At 61.6% G+C, this 25,326-nt stretch carries 20 protein-coding genes and 2 pseudogenes; 4 read left to right on the top strand and 18 right to left on the bottom strand.

Annotated elements, in window-relative coordinates:
• Position 1 precedes the first annotated feature (1 nt).
• The 12 genes from HB681_RS34710 to HB681_RS34655 form a co-directional block, all read right to left on the bottom strand.
• Complete coding sequence (locus tag HB681_RS34710; RefSeq protein ID WP_213959440.1) at positions 2-3,019, bottom strand: tubulin-like doman-containing protein; 3,018 nt, start codon at positions 3,017-3,019, stop codon at positions 2-4.
• 73 nt (positions 3,020-3,092) lie between these two features.
• Positions 3,093-4,052, bottom strand: coding sequence for a DUF4384 domain-containing protein (locus tag HB681_RS34705; protein ID WP_213959439.1), 960 nt, complete (start codon positions 4,050-4,052; stop codon positions 3,093-3,095).
• A gap of 16 nt (positions 4,053-4,068) precedes the next feature.
• On the bottom strand, positions 4,069-5,403 hold the full coding sequence (locus tag HB681_RS34700) for a caspase family protein (RefSeq protein ID WP_213959438.1): 1,335 nt from the start codon (positions 5,401-5,403) through the stop codon (positions 4,069-4,071).
• 2 nt (positions 5,404-5,405) lie between these two features.
• Entirely contained in the window at positions 5,406-6,374 is a 969-nt protein-coding gene (locus HB681_RS34695; RefSeq protein ID WP_213959437.1) for a hypothetical protein, read from the bottom strand.
• Between the two features lie 301 nt (positions 6,375-6,675).
• A complete protein-coding gene (locus HB681_RS34690; RefSeq protein ID WP_213959436.1) occupies positions 6,676-7,215 on the bottom strand; it encodes a hypothetical protein in 540 nt (179 codons plus the stop codon).
• Positions 7,216-7,222: 7 nt separating this feature from the next.
• Positions 7,223-7,597 carry a winged helix-turn-helix domain-containing protein gene (locus HB681_RS34685; protein WP_213959435.1) on the bottom strand — a complete coding sequence of 125 codons (375 nt, stop codon included), beginning with the start codon at positions 7,595-7,597 and terminating at the stop codon, positions 7,223-7,225.
• Positions 7,598-7,880: 283 nt separating this feature from the next.
• Complete coding sequence (locus tag HB681_RS34680) at positions 7,881-8,021, bottom strand: hypothetical protein (RefSeq protein ID WP_213959434.1); 141 nt, start codon at positions 8,019-8,021, stop codon at positions 7,881-7,883.
• A gap of 190 nt (positions 8,022-8,211) precedes the next feature.
• Entirely contained in the window at positions 8,212-10,176 is a 1,965-nt protein-coding gene (locus tag HB681_RS34675; RefSeq protein WP_213959433.1) for a phage integrase family protein, read from the bottom strand.
• Positions 10,173-10,451 carry a hypothetical protein gene (locus HB681_RS34670; RefSeq protein ID WP_256735218.1) on the bottom strand — a complete coding sequence of 93 codons (279 nt, stop codon included), beginning with the start codon at positions 10,449-10,451 and terminating at the stop codon, positions 10,173-10,175. Before HB681_RS34670 ends, HB681_RS34675 begins: the two co-directional genes overlap by 4 nt.
• A gap of 874 nt (positions 10,452-11,325) precedes the next feature.
• Positions 11,326-11,733, bottom strand: coding sequence for a DUF2384 domain-containing protein (locus HB681_RS34665; RefSeq protein ID WP_213959432.1), 408 nt, complete (start codon positions 11,731-11,733; stop codon positions 11,326-11,328).
• 576 nt (positions 11,734-12,309) lie between these two features.
• Complete coding sequence (locus tag HB681_RS34660; RefSeq protein WP_213959431.1) at positions 12,310-13,428, bottom strand: ParB/RepB/Spo0J family partition protein; 1,119 nt, start codon at positions 13,426-13,428, stop codon at positions 12,310-12,312.
• A gap of 233 nt (positions 13,429-13,661) precedes the next feature.
• Positions 13,662-14,903 carry an AAA family ATPase gene (locus tag HB681_RS34655; RefSeq protein WP_213959430.1) on the bottom strand — a complete coding sequence of 414 codons (1,242 nt, stop codon included), beginning with the start codon at positions 14,901-14,903 and terminating at the stop codon, positions 13,662-13,664.
• A 514-nt stretch (positions 14,904-15,417) separates the two neighbouring features.
• On the opposite strand from HB681_RS34655, the gene HB681_RS34650 reads away from it, so the two are divergent.
• Both HB681_RS34650 and HB681_RS34645 read left to right on the top strand, forming a co-directional pair.
• A complete protein-coding gene (locus HB681_RS34650) occupies positions 15,418-16,761 on the top strand; it encodes a replication initiation protein (RefSeq protein WP_213959429.1) in 1,344 nt (447 codons plus the stop codon).
• A 112-nt stretch (positions 16,762-16,873) separates the two neighbouring features.
• Positions 16,874-17,850: pseudogene (locus HB681_RS34645) on the top strand (IS3 family transposase); the annotation flags it as partial.
• A gap of 32 nt (positions 17,851-17,882) precedes the next feature.
• On the opposite strand, the gene HB681_RS34640 reads toward HB681_RS34645, so the two are convergent.
• Genes HB681_RS34640 through HB681_RS34625 form a run of 4 tightly spaced genes read right to left on the bottom strand, consistent with a single transcriptional unit; the run spans position 17,883 to position 20,711 of the window.
• Entirely contained in the window at positions 17,883-18,920 is a 1,038-nt protein-coding gene (locus HB681_RS34640) for a hypothetical protein (RefSeq protein ID WP_256735217.1), read from the bottom strand.
• A complete protein-coding gene (locus HB681_RS34635; RefSeq protein ID WP_213959427.1) occupies positions 18,917-19,948 on the bottom strand; it encodes a recombinase family protein in 1,032 nt (343 codons plus the stop codon). The genes HB681_RS34640 and HB681_RS34635 overlap by 4 nt, the downstream gene beginning before the upstream one ends.
• Positions 19,945-20,202, bottom strand: a complete 258-nt coding sequence (locus tag HB681_RS34630; protein ID WP_213959426.1) for a hypothetical protein — start codon at positions 20,200-20,202, stop codon at positions 19,945-19,947. The genes HB681_RS34635 and HB681_RS34630 overlap by 4 nt, the downstream gene beginning before the upstream one ends.
• 44 nt (positions 20,203-20,246) lie before the next feature.
• Positions 20,247-20,711 carry a helix-turn-helix domain-containing protein gene (locus tag HB681_RS34625; protein ID WP_213959425.1) on the bottom strand — a complete coding sequence of 155 codons (465 nt, stop codon included), beginning with the start codon at positions 20,709-20,711 and terminating at the stop codon, positions 20,247-20,249.
• A gap of 231 nt (positions 20,712-20,942) precedes the next feature.
• Between HB681_RS34625 and HB681_RS38530 the strand changes: the two genes are divergently transcribed.
• Both HB681_RS38530 and HB681_RS34615 read left to right on the top strand, forming a co-directional pair.
• A complete protein-coding gene (locus tag HB681_RS38530; protein ID WP_256735216.1) occupies positions 20,943-21,200 on the top strand; it encodes a hypothetical protein in 258 nt (85 codons plus the stop codon).
• A gap of 11 nt (positions 21,201-21,211) precedes the next feature.
• A pseudogene (locus HB681_RS34615) lies at positions 21,212-21,421 on the top strand (IS3 family transposase); the annotation flags it as partial.
• An 874-nt stretch (positions 21,422-22,295) separates the two neighbouring features.
• Here the strand turns inward: HB681_RS34615 and HB681_RS34610 are convergent.
• Positions 22,296-22,766, bottom strand: coding sequence for a VOC family protein (locus HB681_RS34610; RefSeq protein ID WP_213959424.1), 471 nt, complete (start codon positions 22,764-22,766; stop codon positions 22,296-22,298).
• Between the two features lie 339 nt (positions 22,767-23,105).
• Positions 23,106-25,326: error-prone DNA polymerase (locus tag HB681_RS34605; protein ID WP_213959423.1), on the bottom strand; the 2,221-nt coding region annotated here is incomplete at its 5' end.

The following is a 25,326-nucleotide window of genomic DNA, read 5'->3' as shown; positions in this document are numbered from 1 at the left end:
CTCAGGCCGTGGCTTCCTCGCGCATGCCGATCAGGTCCTTGATGGCGGGGATCAGGGCGCGCAGCTCTGTGTACTGGGCGTCGTCAGCGTTGTGGCCCGATTGCTCCAGGCGCTCATTGGCCACCGCGACGAACTGCCGGTAGAGCGCATCTTTTCGCTCCCTGTGCGCGTAATTGGCTGCCAACTCCGCCTTCACGGCGCTGTCCACCTCTTTCTGCAAGACCTCGGTCTGCTCGGCATCCCACACCTTGGCCCAGTCTCCCCCGCCGCTCAGGGCATTGATGCGCATGAATCCGTCCTGGTCCTTAGACTGAATGATCCATTCCTTCAAGCCCGTGATCGGGTTCTCGCGCACCTTCACGAAGTTCAGCAAGCGGGCCAGCAGAAGGTAGGGCTTTCGTTGGCGCCGGGACTGCAGTTCAAGGCCCGTGGGGGCGAACAGCGGAGGCAGCCTGCTGCCGTCCCCTTCGCCGTGCAACAGGACGGCCTCGTCCGGGATCTTGCACAGCCCGTCGTAGTGCGTCTTGAGGAATGCGAGTGTGTCGACAAATCGCGCCGGCATCAGCGAGGACACCTTGATCACGACCACCTCGTTCGTCAGCGTACCTTCGACGACAGCGGCGTCTGAAGTGCCCGCGTCCTTCTGGCGACCAAAAAGATCGCTCAGGTTCTGACGGAACTCTCGCTGCTGTTCGCATTCGGGGAGCATGACGCAGATGGCCTGCTGCAGCCCCGCGCTCGCGGCTTCGTTGCCCGGGACACGGCGTTCAACCTCGGCCTTGTTGAAGGGCACCATGTTGCCGGCTTCGCGATACAAGTCCGCCACAAAGCTGCTCAGCGCCTGCGAATTGGCAGCGTACTGGCGAGACAGTCGTTCCACGATGTTCACGTGCATCACGGGCGAGTTCTGAGCCAGCTCCGTGTGCGCTGCATCCGTGATCTCCGCTGCCTGCTGCGCCAAGGTCGTGATGAGGTTGCTCATGTTGACGCGCGCCGCAAGCTTTTCAAAGCTGTTCACCTCGCTGCCGGCCAGCGCAACGATGGCCTTGCGCACGCGCTGCGTCCGCTCGACTTGGCCTCTTTCATCCAGCGTCATGCGGCGAAGCAGATCCCGCACGGCTTCCATGTCGAAGATTCGCGTCTGGCAGACCTCTTCCCTGTCAGTGCGCAAGCGGTTGTTCTGTTCGTTGTGAATGGCTTCGGTCGCCTCGGTCAGCTGAACCTGAATCTGGTCGATCTTGCCGCGGAGCACCGTCAATTCATCCAGGATCAGGATGATCAGACGCTGACCGAACATGTACCCTTCACGCCAAGTGTTCTTCGAGAAGAGCATTTGGAGCTTTTCTCGCGCCTCCGCAAAGCGCGTATCGCGCTTGTCCGTGAACATGCGGCCCAATGTGCCGACACCGTTGAAGTCCTGGACGAGCCGCTGGAGGTCTTCCTCCAGTTTCTGCATCGCAATCACGACCGTCTGGGCCTTTTCCTCGTACTGCTTCTTGCGCTGCGTCAAGTTGTCCAGCACGGCGTCCACGAACTGGCGCAGTTGAAGCAGGGACAACTCTCCGGTGCTCCAACGGCCGAAGAAGTCCTTCTCGATTCGCCGCACGACATGGCGCGCCATTTCGAGACGGGCCTGCGACTTGACTTCGTAGAATTTGCGAACTCCGCCCAGGCGTCGGAAGGTGTCGTCGTACACGTCGGACAGACGGATTCGCAGCGCGCGTATCCACTCGGACTCCTTGATGGTCTTGTCCGACTTGATCTGCTCCTCGAGCATGGTGGCAACCTGCGGCCAGTACTCATCGATCAACTTCCAACCTGCCTTCGCGTCGTCATCCAGGATGCCTCGGTCGAGGGTCAGATGCGAGTCGCTGATCTGCAGACCCTCCAGGACTGCCGGCTTGCGGACCTCCGCTCCCCAATCCTTGTACAAGGGCTCGTCTGCGAAGCCCTCTCCTTGCCGGAAGTTGTTGAACATGAGTTGGCGCGTCGCCTGCTCGGCGAAGCCATACGCCAGGTATTCCTTGATCTCCTGTTCAGGCACGACGACGCGCTTGATACCGAAGCTCATGAACAGCTTGGCCCGGGCCGCCACGCCATCGTCCTTCTCGATGAAGTTCGTGTCGTTCTCGCCGTTCTCGATACGTGCCAGGGCCTCCCACCGCTTGTTCAAGGTCTTCTGGTACAGGAACTCCGCGATGATGTGTGGCACGTCCTCCTGGACCCCGAAGCGCACCCTGTTCTCATTGATGTTGTTGACTAGATAACAACCGTTGAAGAACTTGGACGCTTCCAGGCGGGAACCATCGAGCACGTTGACAGGGCGGTACCGGCGCGCCGCCATCGCGTTGAGCTCGGTCAGCGCGGCGTAGCCGTTAGCGTAGTAGGTGCCGAACCCCGCAACGGACTTGGCCCATGTCGAACCCTCGTCCGGCAGCAGCGCGTAGACCAGGATGCGATAATTGGCGTCACTGGGGCGCAGCCTGCGCAGCTGAGCAATCGTGTCGGCAATGAAGCCGCTTCCCGTGCCACCGGCCAGCCCGCAGATCACGTGGATCGTGGCTTGGGCGGTCTTGGTTCCGCTGCTCTCGAGAGCCTGGAGGCGATCTTCGAAAAGTTGCGAGATTTGGCGCGCATTCTGGGCAAAAACCAGTCGCCCGAGCTTTCGCTTCTGTGCGGCCCCCGCAGTACCCGCGTCGATGAAATCGAACACGCGCCGCGGCTCGATCCAGTCGCGCATTCCCGGGTACGAGTCCGGGTCCTTCAGGATCGGCTGCACCGCGCTGGCCGCGTAAATGCCCACCTGGGCGCGCGCGAGCGAGCAGTCCTGTCCGAGAACGGTCCACTTGTCCGTTTCGTGCAGGAGTCCCTCCGAGGTGTCGAGATAGACATATTCAAAGTTCGCTTCAGAAAGGCTCTGGCCGGTGGCATCCGTGTGCGTCCTGGCGATCTTTCGCATGGAACGGATCACTTTGCCGCCGGTACCGCCGAGGCCAACGATCAGGTGGTTGTTTGACATCTATTTTTCAGGGGTGGTTTGCTGGGGTGTCTCGGCGGACGTGCACGACGTGGAGGGGTGGGCTGGTTCCAACTCAGTCGTGGACGAGTTGGATCTTGAGCAGCAGCGGTTCCTTCTTCGACGCAACGCGGGGCTTGACCACATAGCTGGCCACCTGCTGCCCGGCAGCAGGCTGCGGGTCATCGGAGAAGACGATGGCCTTGGAGGCGAATGCAGGCGCGGCCGCCGCGTTGCAATTGCCAGTGGCCGTATTGCTGTCCTGCGCATACACGATGGCCTTGCTCGCGTAGCTGCCCGCGTCGGCCATGACGACGCCGCAGTCCGATGAACTCGCTGCCGCTGCCGTCTTGAGCGTGGCGGGCGAGGTGCCGACCGGCGCCATTTTGGGGAGCGGGGATGGGGCACGGGTCACGAGATCCGGCTCGATCTTCTGGAGGGCCGCATCCGGCTGAAAAACCTCGTCCTCGGACATCAGCACCAAGAGCTTTTCCAGGCCGGGGGGTCCTTGGAATTCAAAGGCGCCCTGCGATGGAAGAAACACCGTCCCCATAGCATCGACGGCTGCGGAGCGGCCCGCGCGCGGGTGCAGCATCGTGATCCGGCCGTTGGGATCTTCATTGAAGATGTAGACGAAGCTGGGACGATTGACTTTCAGTCCAAGCTGGAATTTGTCGCCCGTGGAAAACGTCCGCGTGGCCAGCGTGTCCTCGAGTGCACCGTCGCGCTTCTTGAGCCGTACGAAGTATGCCGCCCCGATGGGTAGGTCCTTGGCGCTCTTGAACGCAACCGCCTTCGGCTTTTCCGATGCCTTCCTAGCGGAGGTGGCAATGACAACGGGCTTGCCTTCGCTCTTGACCGGCGCCTTCGCGAGATCCTCGCTGGCGGCGGGCTTCTCCGTGGCAACGGCCTTGACCTCTCCGTCTTCGCCGAAGAACAGGGATTTCGCGGCGTAGGCCGGTTCTTCGGCGTGCGCACAAGCGGACATCACGGCGAACGCCATGATAAGAGCCTTGCTCAGTTTGCGTGGATGCATGAGGGTGCCTTTCGGATCAAAATTTGGCGAGGTTGTCGACTTCAGCCGGAATCGTCGTGAAGCGACGAGGGTTCTGCGGCAAGCCTTTGGTGACTTGCAAGACAGTCTTGGCGGTAAATGCTCGGGAGTCCTCGAATGCTCGAGGCACATCCCCGGAGTACTGTTTCAGGAACGCCAGGAACGACTGCGTAAAGTAGGAACCTCGCAAGGTTTCACTCTGATTGGCCTCCAGCGAGAACGTGCCGACGCCCGTCGGTGGTCCGTAAGATTGTTCGCCCGGCCCTGTTGCGGTGATGAAGCTGTAGTTCTTGCGCGTGGCAAAGTCGGACTTCCTGCCAGTCTGCACAGGCGCGTTGCGTTTGTCGTCTTCCACGACGGCGATGGCCTTGCTGGTGAACGACGCGCCGGTCCAGGATGCCTCCGACACTGACGATTTCTCGTAGCCGCCACCGTTGACACTGCGCTGGTACGCCGCGCCTGCGGAGGGCAGATCCTTCAGGATCTCGCCGCTGTAGCAGGTGTCGATGATGACCCTGGTCACCGCCGTCGGCCTCTGCGCCAGGTTCTGGACCAAAGTGTCCCGCACGGAAGTGTTCTGCAGCCTGAGCGCGTAGGAGGTCGCGTCAGCGGCCGGCGCCTTCGGGTCGGCAGAACCTGTGTCGTACGCAATGATCGACATGCGCCGCTCATCATTGCCGCTGGGTGTGGGCACGGGTTGAGTGCCGTGGCTCGAAATGTAAATGAACAGCGTGTCATTGGGACCCAACGCGCGATCCAGTTCCGAGATCGCTGATTCGATGTTGGCTTTCGTGGCCCGACCGCCGAGCAACGAGATGACGTCGTAGCCGTAGGCAGCCAGCGCCATACCCATGACGCTGGCGTCGTCTTCGCCCTGAATGGCCGAGATCTTCGGGCTGAGGAACTTGTTGATACCAATGACCAGCGCCCTCTTCTTGCCGGGCGCGTTGGCTTGAATCTGCTTTTTCCGCTTGTAAAAGTCAGCCAGAGCGGTGCCCGCCTCGCGTTCCCACCGCTTCTCCTGCACGTTCTCCGGATAGAACGGGGACGTGGATTGAATGCCGACGATCGACTGCGTAATGATGAAGGCCCGCTCAACCTCTTCCTCATCGCGATAGCTGCCGGCCAGGCGCAGGCGGCCCACGGAGTCGCGGCTTACGAGGGCTTGTCGCAACCCCTCGGCACGCAATCGCTTCTGCACGGCGCCCACGAGTTCCTGGGGAACCTGGTATCCCTGATACACACGCTGGTACCCCGGCATCGACTGGTTGGCGCAACCTGCCAGAACGACCGCCAGCGCGAGGGTCGCCAGTTTCGTTGCTGCTGCGCGCATCGCTACCTCACCTCGATCGTGCCGCTCTGCGAACTAGCCTGCGCGTCCTTCAGGGACACCGCATATTCAATGCGGATCTTCGAACCGACCGGGACTTCCTTGTAGACGGGCAGATTGATGCTCTCGACCTGCTCCCCGTTACCGAAGACCCGCTCTTCGTCGGGCTTGCCGGGAAACGGAACTTCTTCTTCCTTGCCCTCTGCAATGACAAACAGCTTGCGAGCGATCTTGACCTTGGCCTCCCCGCCGTCAGGGGTCAATACGACAAACCGGGCCTTGACGTCGGCAGTCCCACCCTGCTTTGCCGTCTGGGGCGCCTGCAGAGGGCGCACGAAACTGAAGTCGCCCTTGCTGGGCTTGTATTTGAACTCGCTGACGGCGGCGGCATAGTCGGCTTTGCGCTGGATGTTCGACTCGGGCACCCACGCCGGATTGTTCTGCATGCATTTGCCCGCGGCCTTGTAGTACGCGGTGGCGTATCCCAACGCGCCACCCGCAACTCCCCCAATAACGGCCGCCTTACCCATGTCCTGTTTCTTGCCCACCATGAACGATGTGAGAACGCCAGTGGCGACTCCGGCCAGTGCGCCTTGGGCCGTCAGCGAGATCTTTTCGGAGTTGATGCAGCTGTCCAGATCGGACGTGACCGACTGTTGCGCGTTGGCGCTTGCGAGACACAATCCGATCGCTACTGCGGCGACCGGGCCTTTGATCGAAGTCTCTGTCCCCCGCTTGCGCGAGGGCAGAACTCCCACCGGCGACGCGGACGAGCGGACGTCGGTTCGTCCAGCGCTCGCGAGCGACCGCAGAGCGCGGTGCAGGCACGAGGCGCCCTGATCGATCAGACCGGCATCAAGCGCTGGGCCAGGTTCCGCAAGCGGAACATGCTCGACCTTCACCCCTCCTGTGAACGAAAAGATCCTGACAGAGGGCAACGCCTTCGCTACATCTACACCGAAAAATCTCGACAATTCAGTTCTCCAGAATATTGCTATGCCTTTTCGCATCGGCCGTCGACCGAATCCGAAAGGTCCGTTTTCGTGCCATGTCTTGCGATCGATGCCAGCACTCATTGATTGCCAATTTGACAATTGTTACCAGAAGTGTAATTGCTCGAGGCGCCGCTCATGCGCGCAGGGCCGACCGTTTCGCAAGATCGTGAGAAAGTTCCGCCGAGCCGAGCCGAACCGCATGAGCGTGACGTGGCCAGCCCGAGCGATGGTTCTGGCGACTTTGGGTCGTTACTGACCCACCCGGATATGGGGGTGCGAGCTACGCTTGGCGGCGCGCAGCGATGCGATCACTCATGGCGATCACGCCCCGGGCTGTGTAGAGGACGAGCAAGATTCCCAGCAAATCCCCGATGAACATCGGTCCGATCCCTGTCCATAGATCCGGCATGAAGCCGGTGATCCAGAAAAAGATGTTGTGCGGGACTGAGTTGCAGATCGCCACGAACACCGACAGTTGGAAGAGCTTGCCAGGCGTGAGTCCCTGCAATGACGCAGGCAACTGCAACCATCGGCGACCGATGCACAACGCCGCTAGCGCCCCACCTGCGGAGAGGAAGGCTACGATGATGGAGTGCCAGGAACTCGCGAATGCATGGTTGGTCAGTAGGGTGCCGATCCACAAGCCAAGTGCCCCGCGCATTCCAAAAAGCAGAACGCTGATCAACCGAACCGCGGCTGGAACAAACACCCAATTGATCACGAGGCAGAGCCCGACGGACCCAAACAGGAAGTCATTGAACTTGAAAAGACCCACCCAAAGGGCGGCCGTGCCCAGCACCTGCAGAACCGCAGAGATCACAACCAGCTCACCCGTGCGCCGCAGCGCTCAGGCATTTGCCAAGTCGTGCGAAGTAGTCCTGTGCTGCCGAAGTGGGGAGCACATACTTGATTCGGCTGTCGTTCTGGTCTTCGCGCAGTTCGATCAGTCCCTTCTTTCGCAGCGACTTCAGGCGCCGATGCACCGTCGTGGGTGACGTGTCCGGAGCTAGCTCCATGGCGTGAAGGACCGGAACGCGCTCGCCCTTCGACCAGGCAATGGCAAGGCCGGTAAGGACCCGCTCCTCCATCGCGTCAAGTGTCGGCAAGCCGCGAATCGCGCTGACCAGGTTGACAAACTTCAGATAGGTCTCGGAAAGCTGCCGCGAATTTTTCATGGCATGGATGGGAACGGTCGCCTGCAAGTATGCCTTTTTTGAGTTGCCCGCGGTTTCGGCTTGCCGCGGCTGAATTTCAGCATACCGATCGCAAATCGACATGCCCGCCAATCACGATTGGCCGAGCACTCAACGGGCTCGGTCCGCAGCCGACCTTAACAGGCACGCCGCATCGGGTGCCCTCGGCCCAGCCCAGACCAGTTCGGCGAATACTTGCGGGGCTAGCCCAACTCGCGAAAGGTGCCATCCCCCTCGGCCAAATTTGAATCAGCTAGTCAAATCGGCGCCGGCACCTTACTGAGCGTCGTGCCTAGAGCCAGTGGACGAGAGCAACGATCGCAGCTCCGCCGATAACCGCGGCGAGGACAGCGATGACGTTGAAACGCTGCTCCCTGCGCGCGTGTTCCTTGAACTGATGCTCGATGTCGTGAAGGCTGTTGTCGAAAAGCATGGTTCATATGCTACCAAGTTCGCCCTTCGATCCTCGTTCCATTGATGAGAGCGACGGCACCCTCGCCTCGTCGTTGATGCGAGCCGCAACGGATCATGATCGTCAATGGCAGCGTTGCATCGCGGCCTGCCCGACCAGCGACAGCACAGCCCAACGCTGGTCCAGCCGGAGATAGTCACCTTCAGCAGCATCATTCTGGCAGAGGCGGCACTTTCCAGAATCCCCGCATCGCTTTCAAACGCTCATCGCGCTCGGTTGTCAGGTACAGGGAAGTCGTTCCCACGGAGGCATGCCCCAGGTTGTTCTGCACGATCTGCAGGGGCACGGGCGCCCGCCCTTCCCTGCCCTGCAGCGCATGCGAGCCGTGCGAATGCCGCAGCCAGTGGGTGCTGGCCTTTTTCAGCTGAGACGCATCGGCGGCATCGAGCCCCCCGGCGGCCTGCGCAAGGAACGCCTTGATCCCCTGGTACAGCCCCGAAGCCGACCACGGCGCAGGCCGTTTCAGTTCATCGTCGAAGCGACTCATCACGTGAACACCCCGGTTGCTCACCGCGCCCACCTGGCGGTCGAAGCCATGGCGAGCCAACTCATCGCCGAGTTCCTCGACCAGTTTGGCCGGCACCGGCACCTCACGGCTGCGGTTGCCTTTGCCGATCACGGCCAGCAGCCAATCTGTAGCCATGGTTCCATCGGCCCGGTATTCGACCGGCGTCAAGTCTTCACACTTCACGCTCGTGATCTCCGCCAGCCGCAGCCCGGTCGCGTAGAGCCAACGCATGCCACGCCGCAGGCGCCGGTCCGCCTCAGTCTCGCCATACTTCTCCAGCAATGCATCGATGTGATCCCACTGCGCGAAGGTGAGGGTCCGGCTGGACCCCAGCGGCCGCAGGGGCTGAACCGGCAGGGCCACCGCGACGAACGGATTGCCCATCAGGTAACCCTGACGCATCAGAAAAGCAAACAGGCTGCGCACCACGGTCAGCGAGTGCCGCAGCGTCACGCCATGGAGCGGTCCTTCGAGCGGGCGCCAGAGCGGCGACCAGCGTTGGTGGTGCCGTGGCCCGCACCACGCAGCCGGTGGATCGGCCAAAAAGTCCCGGTACGCCGTCGCATCCTCCAGCGTGAGCGAGGAGAGTGCCTTTTTCCTCTCCAGCACCGCCCACAGCAGAAGCCGCTCTGCTTCCTTGCGATAGGCGCGCTGCGTCGCCGACGGATTTCCTTTCGCGCCTGCGGCTTTCGAGGACAACCAGGCCCCGATCGCCTCGTGGTCGTTGCCGGCCGCGAGCAGGCAATTCTCCGGCCGCGCCCTGAACCGCCCCGCCCTGCCGTCGAGCTCAGCCGGGAGTACGAATTTCTCGTAGGGGCGGATCGCCGTCGCCGCCGGAACCACGGCCTCCAGCGTGGCGCTCGCCAATTTCATGCGCGGCTGCGCAACGTGTCGGCCGACCTTCAGGCCCAGGAGGGCCTCGTTGGCTTGCAGCCACTCGACCATGCGCGCGGCCTTGCCCTCCCCCACCCCCGGCACCAAGGCCCACCAGCGCGCGCCCACGCCGTTGATGCGCTCGACGAGTACCGAGAGGGTCGTCAGCCCGGCACGCTCGAGCCGCTTCGCCATGGACGGGTTGAGCCAGGCCGACACGCTGTCACTGGGCTTCGGATCCTGGGCCACTAGCCCCTGCAGCCAGCGCAGCGCTTCGAGTTGCCGCTCGACCACGCGCGCGCGGCGGGAAGGCCGCTGTGATCTCTTGTTAGCGCCCTGCCCTTCTCCCTCCCCTCCTCCCTGCCCTGCGCCCCTTTTTCCGGAGGGATAGGCGTCCTGGTAGGCCTCGAGTTGTTCCTCTTCAGAAAACTCCTCCAGCCCGTTGGCCGCGGCGAACTCGGCCAGGCTCGGCAGCGCGGGCGCCGCCTTGAAACGCTCGGCGTCCATGAGGATCAGCCGCGCGGTGCCGGGTTTGTTTTCGCGCCGCGCTGCGGCGGCGAACTGGTCGCGGATCGAGGCGATCGTGCGCCGGACCGTGCGCAGGTCCGTGTACTCGCCTTCCAGGTGCAGATACCGGTTCCAGCTCGCGTTCTCGTCCAAACCCTGGACGAGCGCGCGCATGAACGCGAAATGCCCGCTGTGGAGTTTGCGAGGCGCCTCGTTCTTCTTTTTCATCTGCAACGCGGGAGCGTGCCGAGGTGGTCCGGGCGGCCTTCGCGCGCCGCGGTCCAGAATTTCCACCACGGTACCTTCGGGGCCAGCGGCGGCAGCACAGGCAGCGTTTCAACCCCGCTGGCGCGCACTCGCCGGCGCCGTTCGACCTCCAGGACATGCGCCGCGCCAAAAGCCTCGCGGTCCCCATGCCTCGCGCGCATGCGCCAGCCCGCGGCCAGGCTCGCGAGCTGCAGGTCGTCGAATTCCAGAACGTTTTCAGAGGTCGGCAGATTCATCATCCTTCCAACGCTACCCGAGCAGATCACGGACAGTTGTGTCAAAAGACATTCTTGGTGCCCGACGTCGCCCGTCGACGCGGCGATTTTCGAGGTTTCAGCTGAGATGTCGGGCGTAACAGCGCCGCGCAGGACCCTCTCGCAGTTTGCCAAAGGCGACGCGCACATAGCGCCTCTTTCTCAACAGCATCTCAGCAGCGTCCCGATTTGTAGCAATTTGTACGTTGGCCGGATTTCACCGGCTGGTGGTCCCTGCCGGGCGGAGGCGAGATTCACGCAGATCACGGACGCTTCGAGCACTGCGCTCAAAACGCTTTTTCAAACCTCGAGTCCCGGCGTGCACTTGGCCGTCCCTCTTCCGATGCCGCATCAAGCGAGCTCAGACATCACTTTAACTTGCTCAGAGGCGATTTCCTTGATGATAAGAATATTTATCATCACTATAGAAACTCGATGGGAAATTGCGTGTTTGAACAGTCTTCTACCTAAAAGTCAATGAAATCAATGACTTGAGCGACCGCTCCCCTAATGTAAGCGAAGCGGTCAGTTGTCGGTTGTGCGAAAGTGAGCGCTTGATTCCCGTGCCCTCGTCGACGACTTTTGGCCATCATCGCCATGAATCCTAGTCTTGGGCAACAAGTCACCGCGGTACACGTCCACTGCACCCCTGCTCATCGACTTGGGCATTGAATACGCTGATCGTGATCAGGTTTTGCTGGGCGGCATCAATGCGACAGTTGCTGGTTCTCAAGCAAGGCGGTGTGTTCATCCAACGACGTATAGCGGGCTCACTCCCTGGCGATTGGCCCGGCCGCCGCGTATGACCATTCAGGGGTCAACATTCTGTGGACTTCTCCCTCATAGGGAATAGAAATCAACCAAGAGCTCCAGCACTGAGCGATTCGATGTAGTTCAGCACGTCGGTCGCCCTGCCCTGCGATACGAGCATCTCGGCCGTGGCGTAGCGGAAGACGCTGAGTGGTTCAGTGCGGTACCAACGAATCGACACCTGCATATCCCCGCTGACATCGAATGCCGCCTTCAGGACCCTCAAGCTGTCCAGAAGGAAGGTCTGAATCAAGGGCGAGGTCGGCGACAAACGCAAGGTGTTTCGATGCACTCCGGCCTGTGCGGCGAGCTGGTTTACGGGGACCCCCATCGCATCCGCCCACCTGGTTGGCGACAGCACATGTGCCGGCTGCGTCGGATCGTGCAAATAGGCGCTGAAATCCGCGTAGGCGTGGAGTTCGCGAGGATTGGCTATCGCGGATTCTTGAAGCATGGCTCTTTGCTAGCTGATCGATGCATGCACATTGTACGCACAAAGTCGGCACATTCCAAGCTGCCGTGGAGTTAGAGCGCGTGAGACAAACATGGATTTGCACGCTCCAGGCATCAACTCCCCCCATTGCGTTTGCATCCACCAAGGCGACAGCGTGCTGCGGGGGAGCCGCTGGCGGCCGGAGCGCCAGCGGCAAGATAGCAGAGCGACGGCTGGCTCGAACGGAGGTTGGCGCATCGGGGTCAGATGTCCCAAACTGCACCGGCTGCACTCATACGCTAGGCGCGGCTCACACGACAGATGCTTTTCTCTTCTTGAACTGACAGCGGCGCTATTCCGCCCTGCCCTGTGTGCGAGAAGTTCTCTCTCACCTCCCGGCGACTGTGGCGCTCTACACCAGGCCCGCTGAGACGCCCTCGCCATGGGTTTGCTCAGGACGCGGGGGTCCCGCTCGCGCCCATTGGGAGTGGAACCACAGCTTTGGAGGGACACGACGCAACCGCTATCGAGAGTTCGGGCCTTGCGTGAATCCCCTTCCAGCGCCCCTCCCGGTGGTGGCTCCTCGAGCCGCATTGGTCAACCTTTTCGGCCCAGAAATGAATCAACCGCCTTAGCCAACTTGCGCTGTTGTGCCTCATCTAGGGCGTATTCAAATGCGATCGTCGCCCTCCCCTTTCGGTCAAACGTCAATGAGGCCAAGCGCTTTCCTTGCTCGTCTTTCCATTCCGTCGAAGTAGGAGCCGAACGGCTATTCGTTATACCAGGGCCGGTAAGGGTTGAAAACACCGAAGCTGGACTTGGCATCGGCTTCGCGGTCGCAAGCTCTCGCGCGGCTGCCAGCAGGCCTTCGGGGTCTCTTTGGTGTGCATCCTTGAGTGCCGTCGCCCACCTGAATTGAAGATTCAGAGGAGATCCAAACGCTCGCACGACGTCCGCCGGTAATTTCGCGAGCGCCATTGCCTTGCTGATATTTCCCATATCGCGGTCGATGGCGGCCGCAAGCTGCTTCGCAGACGGGAATAACCCGAGTTCCAGCGCGCGCATATACATGAGGCCCTGCTCCCACGCCGACAGGTCCTCGCGCTCGCGATTCTCCCGTTCCATCTCCACGAACAGATCAGCGTCCGGCATATCCCTCTGAATGAGCGCTAACACGGGAATGCCCAACTCAAGACATGCGCGGTGCCGCCGATGTCCATAGACGATTTCCCAACGTGCGCTTTCTGCTGCCGGTGAGTTGAATGCTCGGACTTTGATCGGCTGCACATTGCCGCCCGCGCTTGCGATTTCCTGCTTCAGCCTCGTGAACATCTCTGTCGAGAAATGCGACTCGTCGCGGTTGGCCCATTTGGACGCAACGATCTGGGTCGGATCCAGCCGACGCGCCACATCTGCCCCCTCGAAGGCGTTGACTTGTTCGCGCAGGCGGACGACTTCCCGATGCACTTCCGACTGTTCCGTCATGAAAGCCATCATGCTGCCCGGACTTGTCTTGGGTGTGCCGATGCTCAGGCGAGTCGCTCCGACCGCTGCCATCGGCAGGACCGACGATTCGGGGGTGGCGATGACCCCGGATGGCTCGGGCGCGTTAGCCGACAACACCGGTGAGGCGCTGCCGGTCGACTCGACGGCAGGCGCTGCGGGTAGATTGGCGGTCACGCTGAATGCGCGTTTGACGAGGTCTTTATTGGCCATGAAAACGTTCCTTCGGTGACGCCCGGCGCACAGGAATAGAAGAAGATGATTTACGGGAGCGGGGAAAAAGGAACCCGATACCAGCCCCGCGCAGGAGGTTTGTACCGTACAAACCACCCTGAATCAGACCCAGATTAAGACGCGCTGGCGTGCCGGGGGAGGGGGTTTGTACGGTACAAACCCCTCCGTACAGGCCTCGCAGCCTGCTTTCGTGAATGAGCTCAAGTGCCATTTCAGACCTCGACGCGCAGGGGGTTTGTACCGTACAAAGCCCCCGCGCCACCGGGCAACTGACGCGTCCAGGCATTCCGAATCGAGACTTCGATGTGCTGAACAAACAGGTCATACGCATCTCGCGCGCGCTTGTACGTCTTGTCCTTTGCATCGGCCGCCTCGCTGTCGTACACAGTGCCAAAACCCGACGACTTCTGCGAAGCGATCGACGTTCTCGGAATCTCCAGCGGCAGCACTTTTTCCTTGTAGGTGGCGCCGATCCACTCCCTCACCGCGTCAGCGGTCGTCGACGCGCCCCGGCCTGCCTTTGGCGGCACCCGAGACAACAGAATATTGATGAAGTCGAAGTTCTTGGTTTGCCCGCGCGATTCGAGCATGGTTTCCGTCAGGTCGGAAAACAGCGACCAAAACTGCGTCGAAGAAGCAAAGTCCAGCGTCTCAGGCGGCAGCGGCATGATGATTCCGTTCGCGGCCATCAACGCATTGATGGTCAGATAAGAAAGGGCAGGGGGGCTGTCGATCACGATCACGTCATAGTCCGCACGCACGTCATCGATGCCTAAGTCCAGCACCTTGTAAAACTCGAACCCCGAGAGGCCCTCCTTGCTCTGCCGCGAAGGCAGCATGAACTCTGCATCGAAAAGCGAGCTGGCGGCAGGAACCAGATCCAGGCCGTCCCAGTAGGTGCTTCGAATCATCGGACGGACCGATGATGAACTTCCATCGGCAAGGGACATGATCGTGTCGGCGGCTGAGATCTCCACGTCCGGGAGAATCCCGAAGAGGGTGGTCAATGAGGCTTGGGGATCGGTGTCGATCACGAGCACCTTGTGCCCGAGCAACGTCAGACCCTGTGCCAAAGTCATGGCTGTGGTCGTCTTCGTTGTGCCCCCCTTGAAATTGGCGATCGAGATCGTGATCGCCTCGGCTCCCTCAGGCCTCAGTACTTCCTTTCGATAGTCACGAACCCACTGGCGCGTTTCCTCCAAGGTGAACACCCGCTTTCGGCCATTCGACACCAAGGTGCCCGAAGGCATATCCTTGCGGCTTGCGACACGATGCGCGAAGGAGCCCCGGGAGGTTGCCTCACATAAGGTGGCTACCTGGTCGGCACTGAACACGGGCGCTGCCTTTCGAACCATTGGAGCCAACATGGCCGAGCGAATGCTCGAAAGCATCGCTGCGGCGTCCACCGCCTGCTGGTGCACGGAAGCCAAGGTGATAGGGGATCGAATTTCCATTGGATGATCGTATTGATGTTTATGCGCGAGATTGTGCGTGTTGGACGAGTTTTGAGCAAACGCGCGACGTTTCGTCCAAAATGGCAGGTACTGTTCCTGAAAAAGCTCCAAGCCCGAAGGGCTGGTATTTTTATAAGTCCAATACCTTGAAGACCTTTAATACTTTAGGCGGAAAAAATCGTTTAACATCAACGACTTAGCTAAGATATCGGAGCAAACTTAGTGGCGTATGGAGCCTTTCCGGTATGGTCTTGAGTGGATACAGTCCCTTCCGGCGGACCTTCAGTGGCGTTGTGCAGTGGATACAGTTGGCGGCGGGCGCTGTAGTTTTCGCGGCGTACTGGCGCCGTTTTGGATGCCTCACCGGAGCATTTACAGTGAACGGAGTCCCCTCCCGCCCCGGTGATTGAAGCCCCCGACGCGGAGCTTTTCCAGTGAAACGACTGCGGAATCGATTGCTGCGACATGTGAATCGTTGTTTCACATGAACTGGGAGTTGCGCTAAAGTCCGCCCATGGCAGCCGACGCAATCAAGGAACATTCACCCGTACGGAGTGCAGTGCCCTTGCTCAAGCCAGTTTTCTCGCTGGCGTTGGTTCCCCAGAACAACAAGATCACGGCACTCGGTCGCCGCACCTGGAACGTTCTGCTTCACATAGCGCAGGACCAAGGCCTTGAACGCGAGACATTCCGGTCTGCGTTGACGGATATCGTGAAGGGGCTGGACTACAACAGCGGCGACATGAAGATCATCAAGACCCATCTTCGGTCGATGGTCTCAACTCTTGTGGAATGGCAGTCTCCCACCGCAGGGGAATGGCAGACTTGGGACGTATGCGGGATGCTCTCGCACGCCAAGCTCGTTAAAGAGCGCGGTCAGATCTGGGTCGAGTGGTCGTATGCGGTGAACATGCGCCATGAGCTTCTGGATCCCGAGATCTTCGCGAAGTTATCGCTCGACGTCATTTCGCAGTTGGGATCGCATCCTTCCGTCGCGCTGTACGAAATCTGCTCGCGCTATCTCGGCGTAGGGCAAACGGCCCGCAAATCATGGGCCTGGTGGCGGCCCGTTTTGCTGGGCCGCCCCGATGATGAACGGCTGCAAAAGTTGGAGTACCGCATTTTCAAGCGCGATACGTTGCGTCCTGCGATCGCCGAGATCAATGCTCTGGCCGATATCGAGATCGAGATGCTCGAATTCAAATCCGGTCGCTTCGTCTCGGACCTTCAGTTCACCGTCCGGAAAAAACCGCAGCGTGTTCTGGCGTTGCAGCAGCGATCCTCGGCCGAGCCGGTCGATGTCGGCGTTCTGGCAAGCGCAGAGCGGCTCGGGATCGACCATACACGTGTCGAACGCCTGATCGAGGAATACGGCGACGCCGCGGTAGCCACCGGCATAGATGCGGTCGAGAAGCGTGCGGCCAGTGCCTTCCCCGAACCCTTGCGTGACCCGCTACGCTATCTCAAGAGCGTGCTTCCCGGTCACGCGGCCGCGCAGGCTGAAACGCTCGTCCGGGCGGAAACGGTCAAGAAGACCGAATCCACCGCATTGCCTGCGAGCGAGCGGCTTGCTCAGTGGGAAAAGCGATGGCTGGCCGAGCGAATCGAGGGCATCGCGGCCGAAATCGCAGCTCTCCCGGCAGAACGCCAGTCCGAATTGGTCCGCGAACTTCAAGAGAGTCTCGTGCTCCGAAATGCTCATCCAGCTGTCATTCAGCGGTTACTCAGTAAAGGATGGACGCACCCCATGGTACGCCACGAGATGGTGAGCTTCTATGCGACGGCTGCTTACGGTCCCGCTTGGGACAAGCCGACCGACAAGCAGCTGCTTGCGATTGCCTCGGCAACTGTTTCGTAACGGCCGACTCTTGAGGTTTTCGCTGTCGAGAGGGGTGGGCGAACCTATCTGACCTTGCCCCCGAAAAACGTATCCCTTGCTGAGTGTTTCAATGCAAGCAAGGAGAACGGTAATGACGAAGACGACGAGAGCGCGCTACACGCTGGAGTTCAAGAAGGAGGCCGTGCGGCTGGTCGAAGGTGGCCAGAGCATCGCGGCGGCGGCGCGCACGTTGGGCGTGGTCGAGCAGACCCTGTTCAACTGGGTCAAGGCAAAGCGCGAAGGCAAGCTCACCGGGGCTGATAGCAAGGCGGTGAGTGCCGAGCAGATGGAGATCAGCCGACTGCGTGCGGAGCTGGCGCGCGTGAAGATGGAGCGCGACATCTTGGAAAAAGCCACGGCGTACTTCGCGAGAGCGCAGCGGTGAAGTACGCCTTTGTCCAACGCCACCGACGTGTGTGGCCGATCTCGGTGCAATGCCGAGTGCTGCGAATCAGTTTGGCGGGGTATCACGAGCACTTCGTTCGCAAGGCCAGTGGCGCGCAGCGCCGCCACCTGAGCGACGATGCCTTGCTGGTTCACATCAAGGCCATCCATGCCGAAACCCGTGGCGGCTACGGCTGGCCGCGCATCTGGAAGGAACTGCTGGCCCGCGGCATCCGCGTGGGCAAGGACCGTGTGCAAAAGTTGATGCAACACCACGGAATTCGCGCCCGAGGCAAGCGTCGTTTCAAGGTCACCACCGACAGTCGCCACGATCTTCCGATCTCGCCCAATGTGCTGAACCGCGAATTCACCGTGAGTGAGCCCGACAAGGTCTGGGTGGGTGACATCACCTACATCGCAACGGACGAGGGCTGGCTGTTTCTGGCGGTGGTGATCGACCTGTTCAGCCGCCAGGTGGTGGGCTGGTCGCTGCGCGAGGACATGACACGCGACATCGTGATCGACGCGCTGCGAATGGCGTGGTTCAAGCGCCATCCGGGAAAACAGGCCGGATTGATCTTCCACAGCGACCGAGGCAGTCAATACGCAAGTCACGACTTCAGGGACGTGCTCGCGGAATACGGCATCACCAGTTCGATGAGTCGCAAAGGCAACTGCTGGGACAAGGACTACGTCGCATACTGCACCCCTTCCGTTCAATCAGGTGGAAGCTTTGAGTCGAGGCGCCGCTGCGACAGCTTGACGCCTGGCTTTTTGCGAGGAGCGGCTTCGCCTTCGCCGGGCGGTTCGTACAAGGACTCGTTCTTGTCGCTGTAGGCGTGACCTCGCAGTAGGCCGCACCGCAGCCAGATCTTGACGGTGTGGGTGGTGAGCTGCAGTGAGTCGGCCATTTCCTGCAAGGTCAGCATTCCGCGCTCACGCAATCGGTCATAGCGTGGCGTGAGATGGTAATCGCGCGCCAAGCGCGCGATTACTCGTGCGTTGAACGTCGCTCCGCCCCCCGGTGTCAAGCCGCGGGCATTGAGGATGTCGGCGATCTGCGCAGTGGTGTTGTCGTTGAGCAATTGATCAATCTCGTCGATCACGGTTGATGGAGTGATTCGCTGCTTCCAGGCACACAGGGGCAGCGGCAGGTGCAGCGTTTTGCGTGCACCTCCCTTGAAGCGGATTTGCAAGACGATTTGTTCAGCGCGATTCAAGGTCACGTCCTCCAACAGCAGTCGGACCATACGCTTGCGATCACGATCATGCGTGGCGGGGTCGCTCCACAGGCGCGGGAAGTCCGAGGCCAGCGACAGGATCGTGCCGCGTTGCTCAGCCGTCAACACGCGTGCATCCTGCTCCTGGCGACGCGCGTACTCCTCGTGCGCATCGCTCAATGCGCGCAGCTTCTCATTCCACTGCGCTTCCAGGGAATCGGCGACGAGCCGGTTGTCAGGATCCACGCGCATGTAGCGGCGCTGCGCAAGCTCGCATTCGTATTGCGCACGTTCGACTTGGGCGCGGCGCAGGCGATCGACCTCGTCCAGACGCGACTGCAGTTCGCATTGAACGGCCAGCGCCACCTCGAGTGCGACCGGATTCACCGCGTCCACGAGCAAGGCACCGATGGCCTGATCGACGCCGGCGCCTGGCACCCTTTGACAGACGGCTTCGCCGTGCTCGATTCTCTCACGCTGACAGACGTACTCCGGGAACAATTGGCCATGGCGATGGTGATAGCCGACCGTCATGCGCCTGCCATAGCGCCCGCACACAACGAGTCCTTGCAGCAACGCGGGTCCCTCGCGCGGCGGTCCGCGGCGCCGATCGGCGCCGATGGCCTGCGCGCTCTCGTGCAGGCGTTGTTGGTTGCGCTCGTATCCCAGGAGATGTAGCCCGGATGCGAATCTGGAATCAGCGTGACCCACTCATCCTGGGGTAGGCGTTGCAAGCTCGTACCGCCGTCCACGTTCCTGCGCGTTTGGGAGCGCCCATAGGCGAAGGCGCCGGCATATCTTGGGTTGTGCAGGGCGCGAAGCACCTGGCTGTGGTCCAGAGCACCCCACAACAACTCCCCCTTGTGCACTCCCTTGGCACAACGTCGTGGGAATGCAAGTTCCTCGGTGCGCGCGAACCGCACCGTGGCGCAGGCCGAACCGGTGCGAGCGAATGTCGCGAACAGCCACCGCAGGCAATGCTGCACCTGCTGATCAGGATCGAGAACGACGGTGCCCTCGCTGGTGTAGATGAGCCCCACGGGCGGGCGTATCTCCAACTCCCCGCGGCGAGCCTTGTTCAAGATGCCGCCTTGCAGGCGCGCGCGCAGTACGTGCAATTCGGCCTCGCTCATGGTGCCCTTCAGGCCAAGCAGCAGGCGGTCGTTGAAGTGTGCTGGGTCGTAGACACCATCCTCGTCGCAGATCAGCGTGGCGGTCAACGCGCAGATCTCAAGCAGCCGATGCCAGTCCATCGAGTTGCGTGCCAGTCGAGACACCTCCAAGCCGAGCACGATTCCAGCATGTCCCATGCCAACTTCGGCCACCAGGCGCTGGAAGCCCTCACGATCTGACGAGGCGCCCGACTGGCCGAGGTCGCTGTCGATCACGATGACGCGTTCGTCGGCCCAGCCCAGCGCCACCGCACGTTGGCGCAAGCCATACTGGCGCTTGGTGCTCTCGGTGTTCTCGAACACCTGTCGCAGCGTTGACTGGCGGACATACAGGTAGGCATCGCGCTTGAGGTGACTGGCCTGCACCTTCTGATGGAGATCGTTCATCATGCGAGGGCCTCCTGACGGGCGAATAGAACCATGCTGGCCAGGAGCATCGCGACGTCCCTATGCAATTGCAGCGGGCAGAGCTCTTGGATCTCCGGCAGCAGTGCAGGCGACGGCGGCAATGGCGACGCCACGCACTGGCTCCAGGCCTGCATCCATGCGCTCATGCCGCGCCGCATGAACAGGGCCAAGCCCTGCGCCTGCGCACCAAACCGTCCAAGGGCCTGGCGTCGCAACTCCTCGTAGCGGGCGATCAAACCGTCGTTGCGCGGCGCACGTGAATGCATTGCGGCGACATGGTTCAGCGCTGTTTTTTTTTGCGCAGCAACTGCCGCTCGATGCTGCGAGGGTGCACCTGCACGCCGAAGCGCTGGTGCACCCACTCGGCCAGATGCTCCGCGCGAACAGCGGGATCGGTAGTGCGCGCCTCGGTGACGAACTGCAGCACCGTGGGAGTGAGCTTGTGGCCGCCATGCGGTCCGCTCTTGTGCGCGATCAGACCTGCCAGGCCACCTGTCTCGAAGGCCGCCTGCGCCTGGTAGAACGACGGGCGCGAGAAGCCACAAGCCTTGGCCGCCTCGCTGATCGGACGCTTGTCGACGTTGACCAATCGCAGCATCTCGTACTTGACCTGCAGCACGTCGTCGGGATCGAAGAACTCGCTGCTCTCGAACAGCGTATGCGTGACGCCGCCCGGGCGGGGATTGAGCGTGGCGTGTTGCCGCAGGACCGCTTGCTTGTCGTGCTTGCGTTGACTTGCCGGCATGGACGCTCCTCGGGTTGCGTGGATCGCATAGTGTAAATATGATTATGTGCATATCTACGGCAGTGTCAAGGCACTCCATGCGCCGTCTCTGTGAGCTGAGCCAGATTGGAATAAGTACTCTGCGCCCACGCCCGACATAAATCTCGAGAATTCGCAAAATCCTCTTTACAGATTTCACATATTCTTCTTTACGTGGTGCGCGCCCGTTCATGACTTGAGCATCCCGATGAGATGGACCAGATCGAGCAGCTCCTGGACCCGAAACGAAGACCGCCCTGCGGCCACGACATTGAAGGGATCCTCGGGCACAAGGTCAGTCCAGCTCGCAGGCAGAGAGCGCAAACAGCCAGCGGCGTCACGAAACCACGCCCTGTCCTCGCGCCAATTCTTGCCGCGCATGACCAGATCAAATTCCTGGCGAAACAGCGGATGGTGCGGGTGCGTTACCCGAAAAGGTCTGCGCTCAACGCCGCCATGCGGCGCAGTTGACTGCTCACTCCAACGCCTGCAGCGAGACGCTGTTCGGGTCGTTGAAGGTGGAGCGGTTGCACGGACAACGCTTCAAGACCAGGCGCGAGGCGAAGGACGAGGCCATCGATTGGCTGCTCTGGTACAACCGCGCTCGACTGCACTCGACGCTGGCCTACGTCAGCCCGATGCAGTTCGAGCAGGAATGGCTTGCCAATCAACCACGGCAAGCCAACTCATGAACTCGGCTATGGGGTACGGATTCCAGGGGCAAGGTCAATCAGCCAAGACTACATTCCCAGAAGCTGGCCCCCTGGGACGATGCTGTCGCCCGGGCCCATCCAAAAGCACGTGGAATGCGCTGAACGACTTTGATGAGAGTAAAAGGCGCAAGCGTTGGTGCGCCGAGCGCAGGGAAGGGAAGGGAAGGGGAGGGGAGCAGAGCTGCGAACGCGTGTCCGCTACTGTCCCATCCCGAGCAACTGACCCATCGAACAACGGGAGGGACCGCCTGCGGGCTTGGTAGGTTGAGGTCGTGAAAGCACCACTGGCGTACGACGACAGAACATCGTAATTCGCGAGTCGTAACAGGCGCCCCGAGCATGGCGCGCACTGCAGCAGTGTCGTCCACTGCGGCAATCAACGCTCTCCTTTCGGCCATGGGGGAACGCTACCTCATTTGGTCGCACGCCAACGGATGATTGAGCAAATGCTCAGCGATGTGAATCTCGCATTGCAGGTCTACCGTGACCTCATAACGCGATGCACCGGGCCTCAAGATGGGCCCGGTCATGCCGTTGCGTGTAGATGAAAGAGGGCAGGGGATGAATTCGAAAAAGCGATTACAGGACAAGCAACCTGGATTCGCCATCACATCCTCGACGAAGAACTCGCATCGAGCCAGTTGCCAGAACACGTGCAGACGAAGAGGAAGGCTGCCAGCAAACCCGCGCACTGGTGAGCTACAGCCGACCATCAACTGCCAACCAACTCAGCGTCCAGAAAAGCTGCCACTCGACGAAGCTCTCCCCCCACACCCTGCGGCCCGGGCGGTGCAAACCGCCAACTTCCAAGGCGAAATCGCTTGAGCACCGCAAGAATTTTCAACCCATGCGTTCAATCGAGTCGCGTCCTGGTCGTCAGTCCGCTCGCCTTGTCCCATTGTTCAGGCGTCAATTTCTCCACGGTAACGCCGAAAGTCCAGATGTGGCCCTCCGGATCTTTCGCGCGATAGGTCCTATCTCCGTAGAACTGGTTTTCTGGCGCCTGCAGGATGGTCGCGCCGGCAGTACGCGCGTGAGCGCAGTGCGCATCGACGTCCTCACCTTGAGCGAGTTGCACATGAATGGACTGGGTGTTCTTTCCGCCGGTGGCGCGTGGACTCTTGTGATCATCGCTCCACTCGCCACCGACCATGACGATGGAACTGCCGTACTTCATTTCCGAATGAGCGAGTTTGCCATCGCCGTCGAGGATGACGAACAGTGGTTCAAATCCGAATGCGGCTTCGAGCCAGCGGTAAGCGGCCTTCGGTTCTTGATAGGACACAGCGCTTGATAGGCCCTTGGTACGGTAAGCGTCAGTCATTCAGTTCTCCTTTTTCAGCATCCGCATTGTTATCGACTATGAGAGTGGAAGCGCGCACAGTCGTCCGCCTGGGCCAGCGCCCCGCGAACTGCCGCGCTTGATGGACTCCGCCTGGGGCTCATGCCCACGCGCATCGCTGCGATGATCGCCGGGCATGCCGCTCTTCCGGGGCAACTCGAGCAGTCCTCATCGTGTGAGCACTCGTTGTTCTCGTCCGCCAGAGTTCTTCCATTTGCGAGTGTCTATCTCATCAGATTCCGTTCTGTCGTATGCCTCTCAGGATTTCCCCGACGCGCGGGCATCGGCGCAGCGTCTCCCTTGCGGCGCCAAGGTGAGGCCTTATCTGAAGTCCCGACTCGAATCACGCAGCCGTCCCAGCAGCCGGTCGTGATTGACCAGCTTCTGGGCGACCAGCGAATGCACCCCTTTCTCGGACTGCCACATGCCTTGGACGCTGAGCAACATCGATCCCCTGAGGGCCGCGCGCTGCGCCTCGGCCACGCTCGGCCAGACGATGATGTTGACCGTGCCGGTCTCGTCTTCCAGTGTTGCGAAGATGACGCCGCTGGCCGTGCTGGGCTGCTGCCGGTGCGTCACGATGCCGCTCGCGCGCACCAGCTCCTTGTCCCGCGCGTTGCGCCGAAGGTCGTCCGCCGTGCGGATGCCCCAACCCGAGAGCCTGGGGCGCAGCAGTGCCAAGGGGTGGCGACGCAATGTCAGTCCCATCGACGCATAGTCGTCGGCAATGTCGAAGCCTTCCGAGGGCGGGCGGAACTCGACAAACGCCTCGAGCGTCGGCGCATCGCGCAGGACCTCGGTCGGGCGTGTCTCGACACCGATGGCTTCCCAGACCGCGTTGGGCCGGTGGCCTGCGAGGCTGCGCAGCGCATCGGCTGCCGACAGGCAGCGCAGGTCGTGCGCATCCAGACCGGCTCGTCGTCCCATGTCCTCCACACTGGTGAACGGCGACTGTGCGCGCTCGGCCATGAGCCGCAGCGCCACGGCCTCGCGCATGCCCGAGATCCGGGACATGCCCAGGCGCACCGCGCGCAAGGGTTCCTCGAAGCGCGCATCCCAGCGCGGGAGCGAGCCCGATGCCTGCTGTGCCTGGACCTCCTGGGTCTCCTGCGCCTCCTCCTCGAGCGTGCTGAACCAGTCGCTCACCGTCACGTCGACCGGCCGCACCACGACGCCGTGCTCGCGCGCATCCCGTACCAGCTGCGCCGGCGCATAGAAACCCATCGGCTGGCTGTTGAGCAAGGCGGCCAGCAGCGCGTCCGGATGGTGGCGCTTGAGCCAGCAGCTCACATAGACCAGCAGGCCGAAGCTGGCCGCGTGGCTTTCCGGAAAGCCGTAGCTGCCGAAACCCTCGACCTGCTTCGAGATGCGTTCGGCGAACTCCTGCGAGTAGCCCTTGGCCAGCATGCGGCTGACGAGCTTCTGCTGGTGCGGCTCCAGGCCACCTCGCCGGCGCCATGCGCCCATGGCGCGGCGCAGCTGGTCGGCCTCGCCGGCGGTGAAGTCGGCCGCCAGCATGGCGATCTGCATCACCTGCTCCTGGAACAGCGGTACGCCCAGCGTGCGCTCGGTCGCCACCTTGATGTCCTCGCTCGGGTACTCGATCGCCTCCTCGCCGGCGCGCCGTCGCAGGTACGGGTGCACCATGCCGCCCTGAATCGGCCCGGGCCGCACGATCGCGACCTGCACCACGAGGTCGTAGAAGCGCTCGGGCTTCAGGCGCGGCAACATCGACATCTGGGCGCGGCTCTCGATCTGGAACACACCGACCGTGTCGGCCTTCTGGATCATCGCGTAGGTGAGGGCGCATTCCGCTGGCACCTGCTGCATGCCGAAGGGCTGGCCCCGCTTGTTCCCGACGAGGTCGAAAGCACGATGGATCGCGCTCAGCATGCCCAGGGCCAGCACATCGATCTTCAGCAACCCCAGCGCGTCCAGGTCGTCCTTGTCCCACTGCACCACCGTGCGGTCGTCCATCGCCGCGTTCTCCACAGGCACAAGCCGGCTGAGCTTGTCGCGCGCAATCACGAAGCCGCCCGTGTGCTGGCTCAGGTGCCGCGGAAAGCCGCGAACCTCGTTGGCCAGGGCGAGCCACAGGCGCACCTCGCGTACCGACGGATCCAGGCCGCACTCGACCAGGCAGGCATCGCTGATCCATTCCTTCTGCGTGCCATAGGCGGTCTTCGCGAGCCGCTCGACCGTCTCCAGCGCAAAGCCGAGCGCCTTGCCCACATCCCGCAACGATGACTTCGTCCGGTAAGAGGTGATGACGCCGGTGATCGCCGCGCGGTCGCGCCCGTACTTCCTGTAGATGTACTGCATCACCTCCTCGCGCCGCTGGTGCTCGAAGTCGATGTCGATGTCGGGCGGCTCCTTGCGCTCGACGCTGATGAAGCGCTCGAACAGCACGTTCATGCGGGCCGGGTCGACCTCGGTCACGCCAAGGCAGTAGCAGACGGCCGAGTTGGCGGCCGAGCCACGGCCCTGGCACAGGATGCCGCGCCCCCGCGCCCAGTGCACGATGTCCGCGACCGTGAGGAAG

The sequence above is a fragment of the Variovorax sp. dw_954 genome, assembly GCF_018449755.1.
In the GTDB taxonomy this organism is placed as follows: Bacteria; Pseudomonadota; Gammaproteobacteria; order Burkholderiales; family Burkholderiaceae_C; genus Variovorax.
This window is presented reverse-complemented; position numbering and strand designations above follow the sequence as displayed.

Excerpts from the sequence above, each read along its gene's own strand:
- HB681_RS34710 (WP_213959440.1), bottom strand. The coding sequence starts at position 3,019 with ATGTCAAACAACCACCTGATCGTTGGCCTCGGCGGTACCGGCGGCAAA.
- HB681_RS34705 (WP_213959439.1), bottom strand. The coding sequence starts at position 4,052 with ATGCATCCACGCAAACTGAGCAAGGCTCTTATCATGGCGTTCGCCGTG.
- HB681_RS34700 (WP_213959438.1), bottom strand. The coding sequence starts at position 5,403 with ATGCGCGCAGCAGCAACGAAACTGGCGACCCTCGCGCTGGCGGTCGTT.
- HB681_RS34680 (WP_213959434.1), bottom strand. The coding sequence starts at position 8,021 with ATGCTTTTCGACAACAGCCTTCACGACATCGAGCATCAGTTCAAGGAA.
- HB681_RS34675 (WP_213959433.1), bottom strand. The coding sequence starts at position 10,176 with ATGAAAAAGAAGAACGAGGCGCCTCGCAAACTCCACAGCGGGCATTTC.
- HB681_RS34670 (WP_256735218.1), bottom strand. The coding sequence starts at position 10,451 with ATGAATCTGCCGACCTCTGAAAACGTTCTGGAATTCGACGACCTGCAG.
- HB681_RS34665 (WP_213959432.1), bottom strand. The coding sequence starts at position 11,733 with ATGCTTCAAGAATCCGCGATAGCCAATCCTCGCGAACTCCACGCCTAC.
- HB681_RS34660 (WP_213959431.1), bottom strand. The coding sequence starts at position 13,428 with ATGGCCAATAAAGACCTCGTCAAACGCGCATTCAGCGTGACCGCCAAT.
- HB681_RS34655 (WP_213959430.1), bottom strand. The coding sequence starts at position 14,903 with ATGGAAATTCGATCCCCTATCACCTTGGCTTCCGTGCACCAGCAGGCG.
- HB681_RS34650 (WP_213959429.1), top strand. The coding sequence starts at position 15,418 with ATGGCAGCCGACGCAATCAAGGAACATTCACCCGTACGGAGTGCAGTG.
- HB681_RS34640 (WP_256735217.1), bottom strand. The coding sequence starts at position 18,920 with ATGACGGTCGGCTATCACCATCGCCATGGCCAATTGTTCCCGGAGTAC.
- HB681_RS34635 (WP_213959427.1), bottom strand. The coding sequence starts at position 19,948 with ATGATGAACGATCTCCATCAGAAGGTGCAGGCCAGTCACCTCAAGCGC.
- HB681_RS34625 (WP_213959425.1), bottom strand. The coding sequence starts at position 20,711 with ATGCCGGCAAGTCAACGCAAGCACGACAAGCAAGCGGTCCTGCGGCAA.
- HB681_RS38530 (WP_256735216.1), top strand. The coding sequence starts at position 20,943 with ATGGACCAGATCGAGCAGCTCCTGGACCCGAAACGAAGACCGCCCTGC.
- HB681_RS34610 (WP_213959424.1), bottom strand. The coding sequence starts at position 22,766 with ATGACTGACGCTTACCGTACCAAGGGCCTATCAAGCGCTGTGTCCTAT.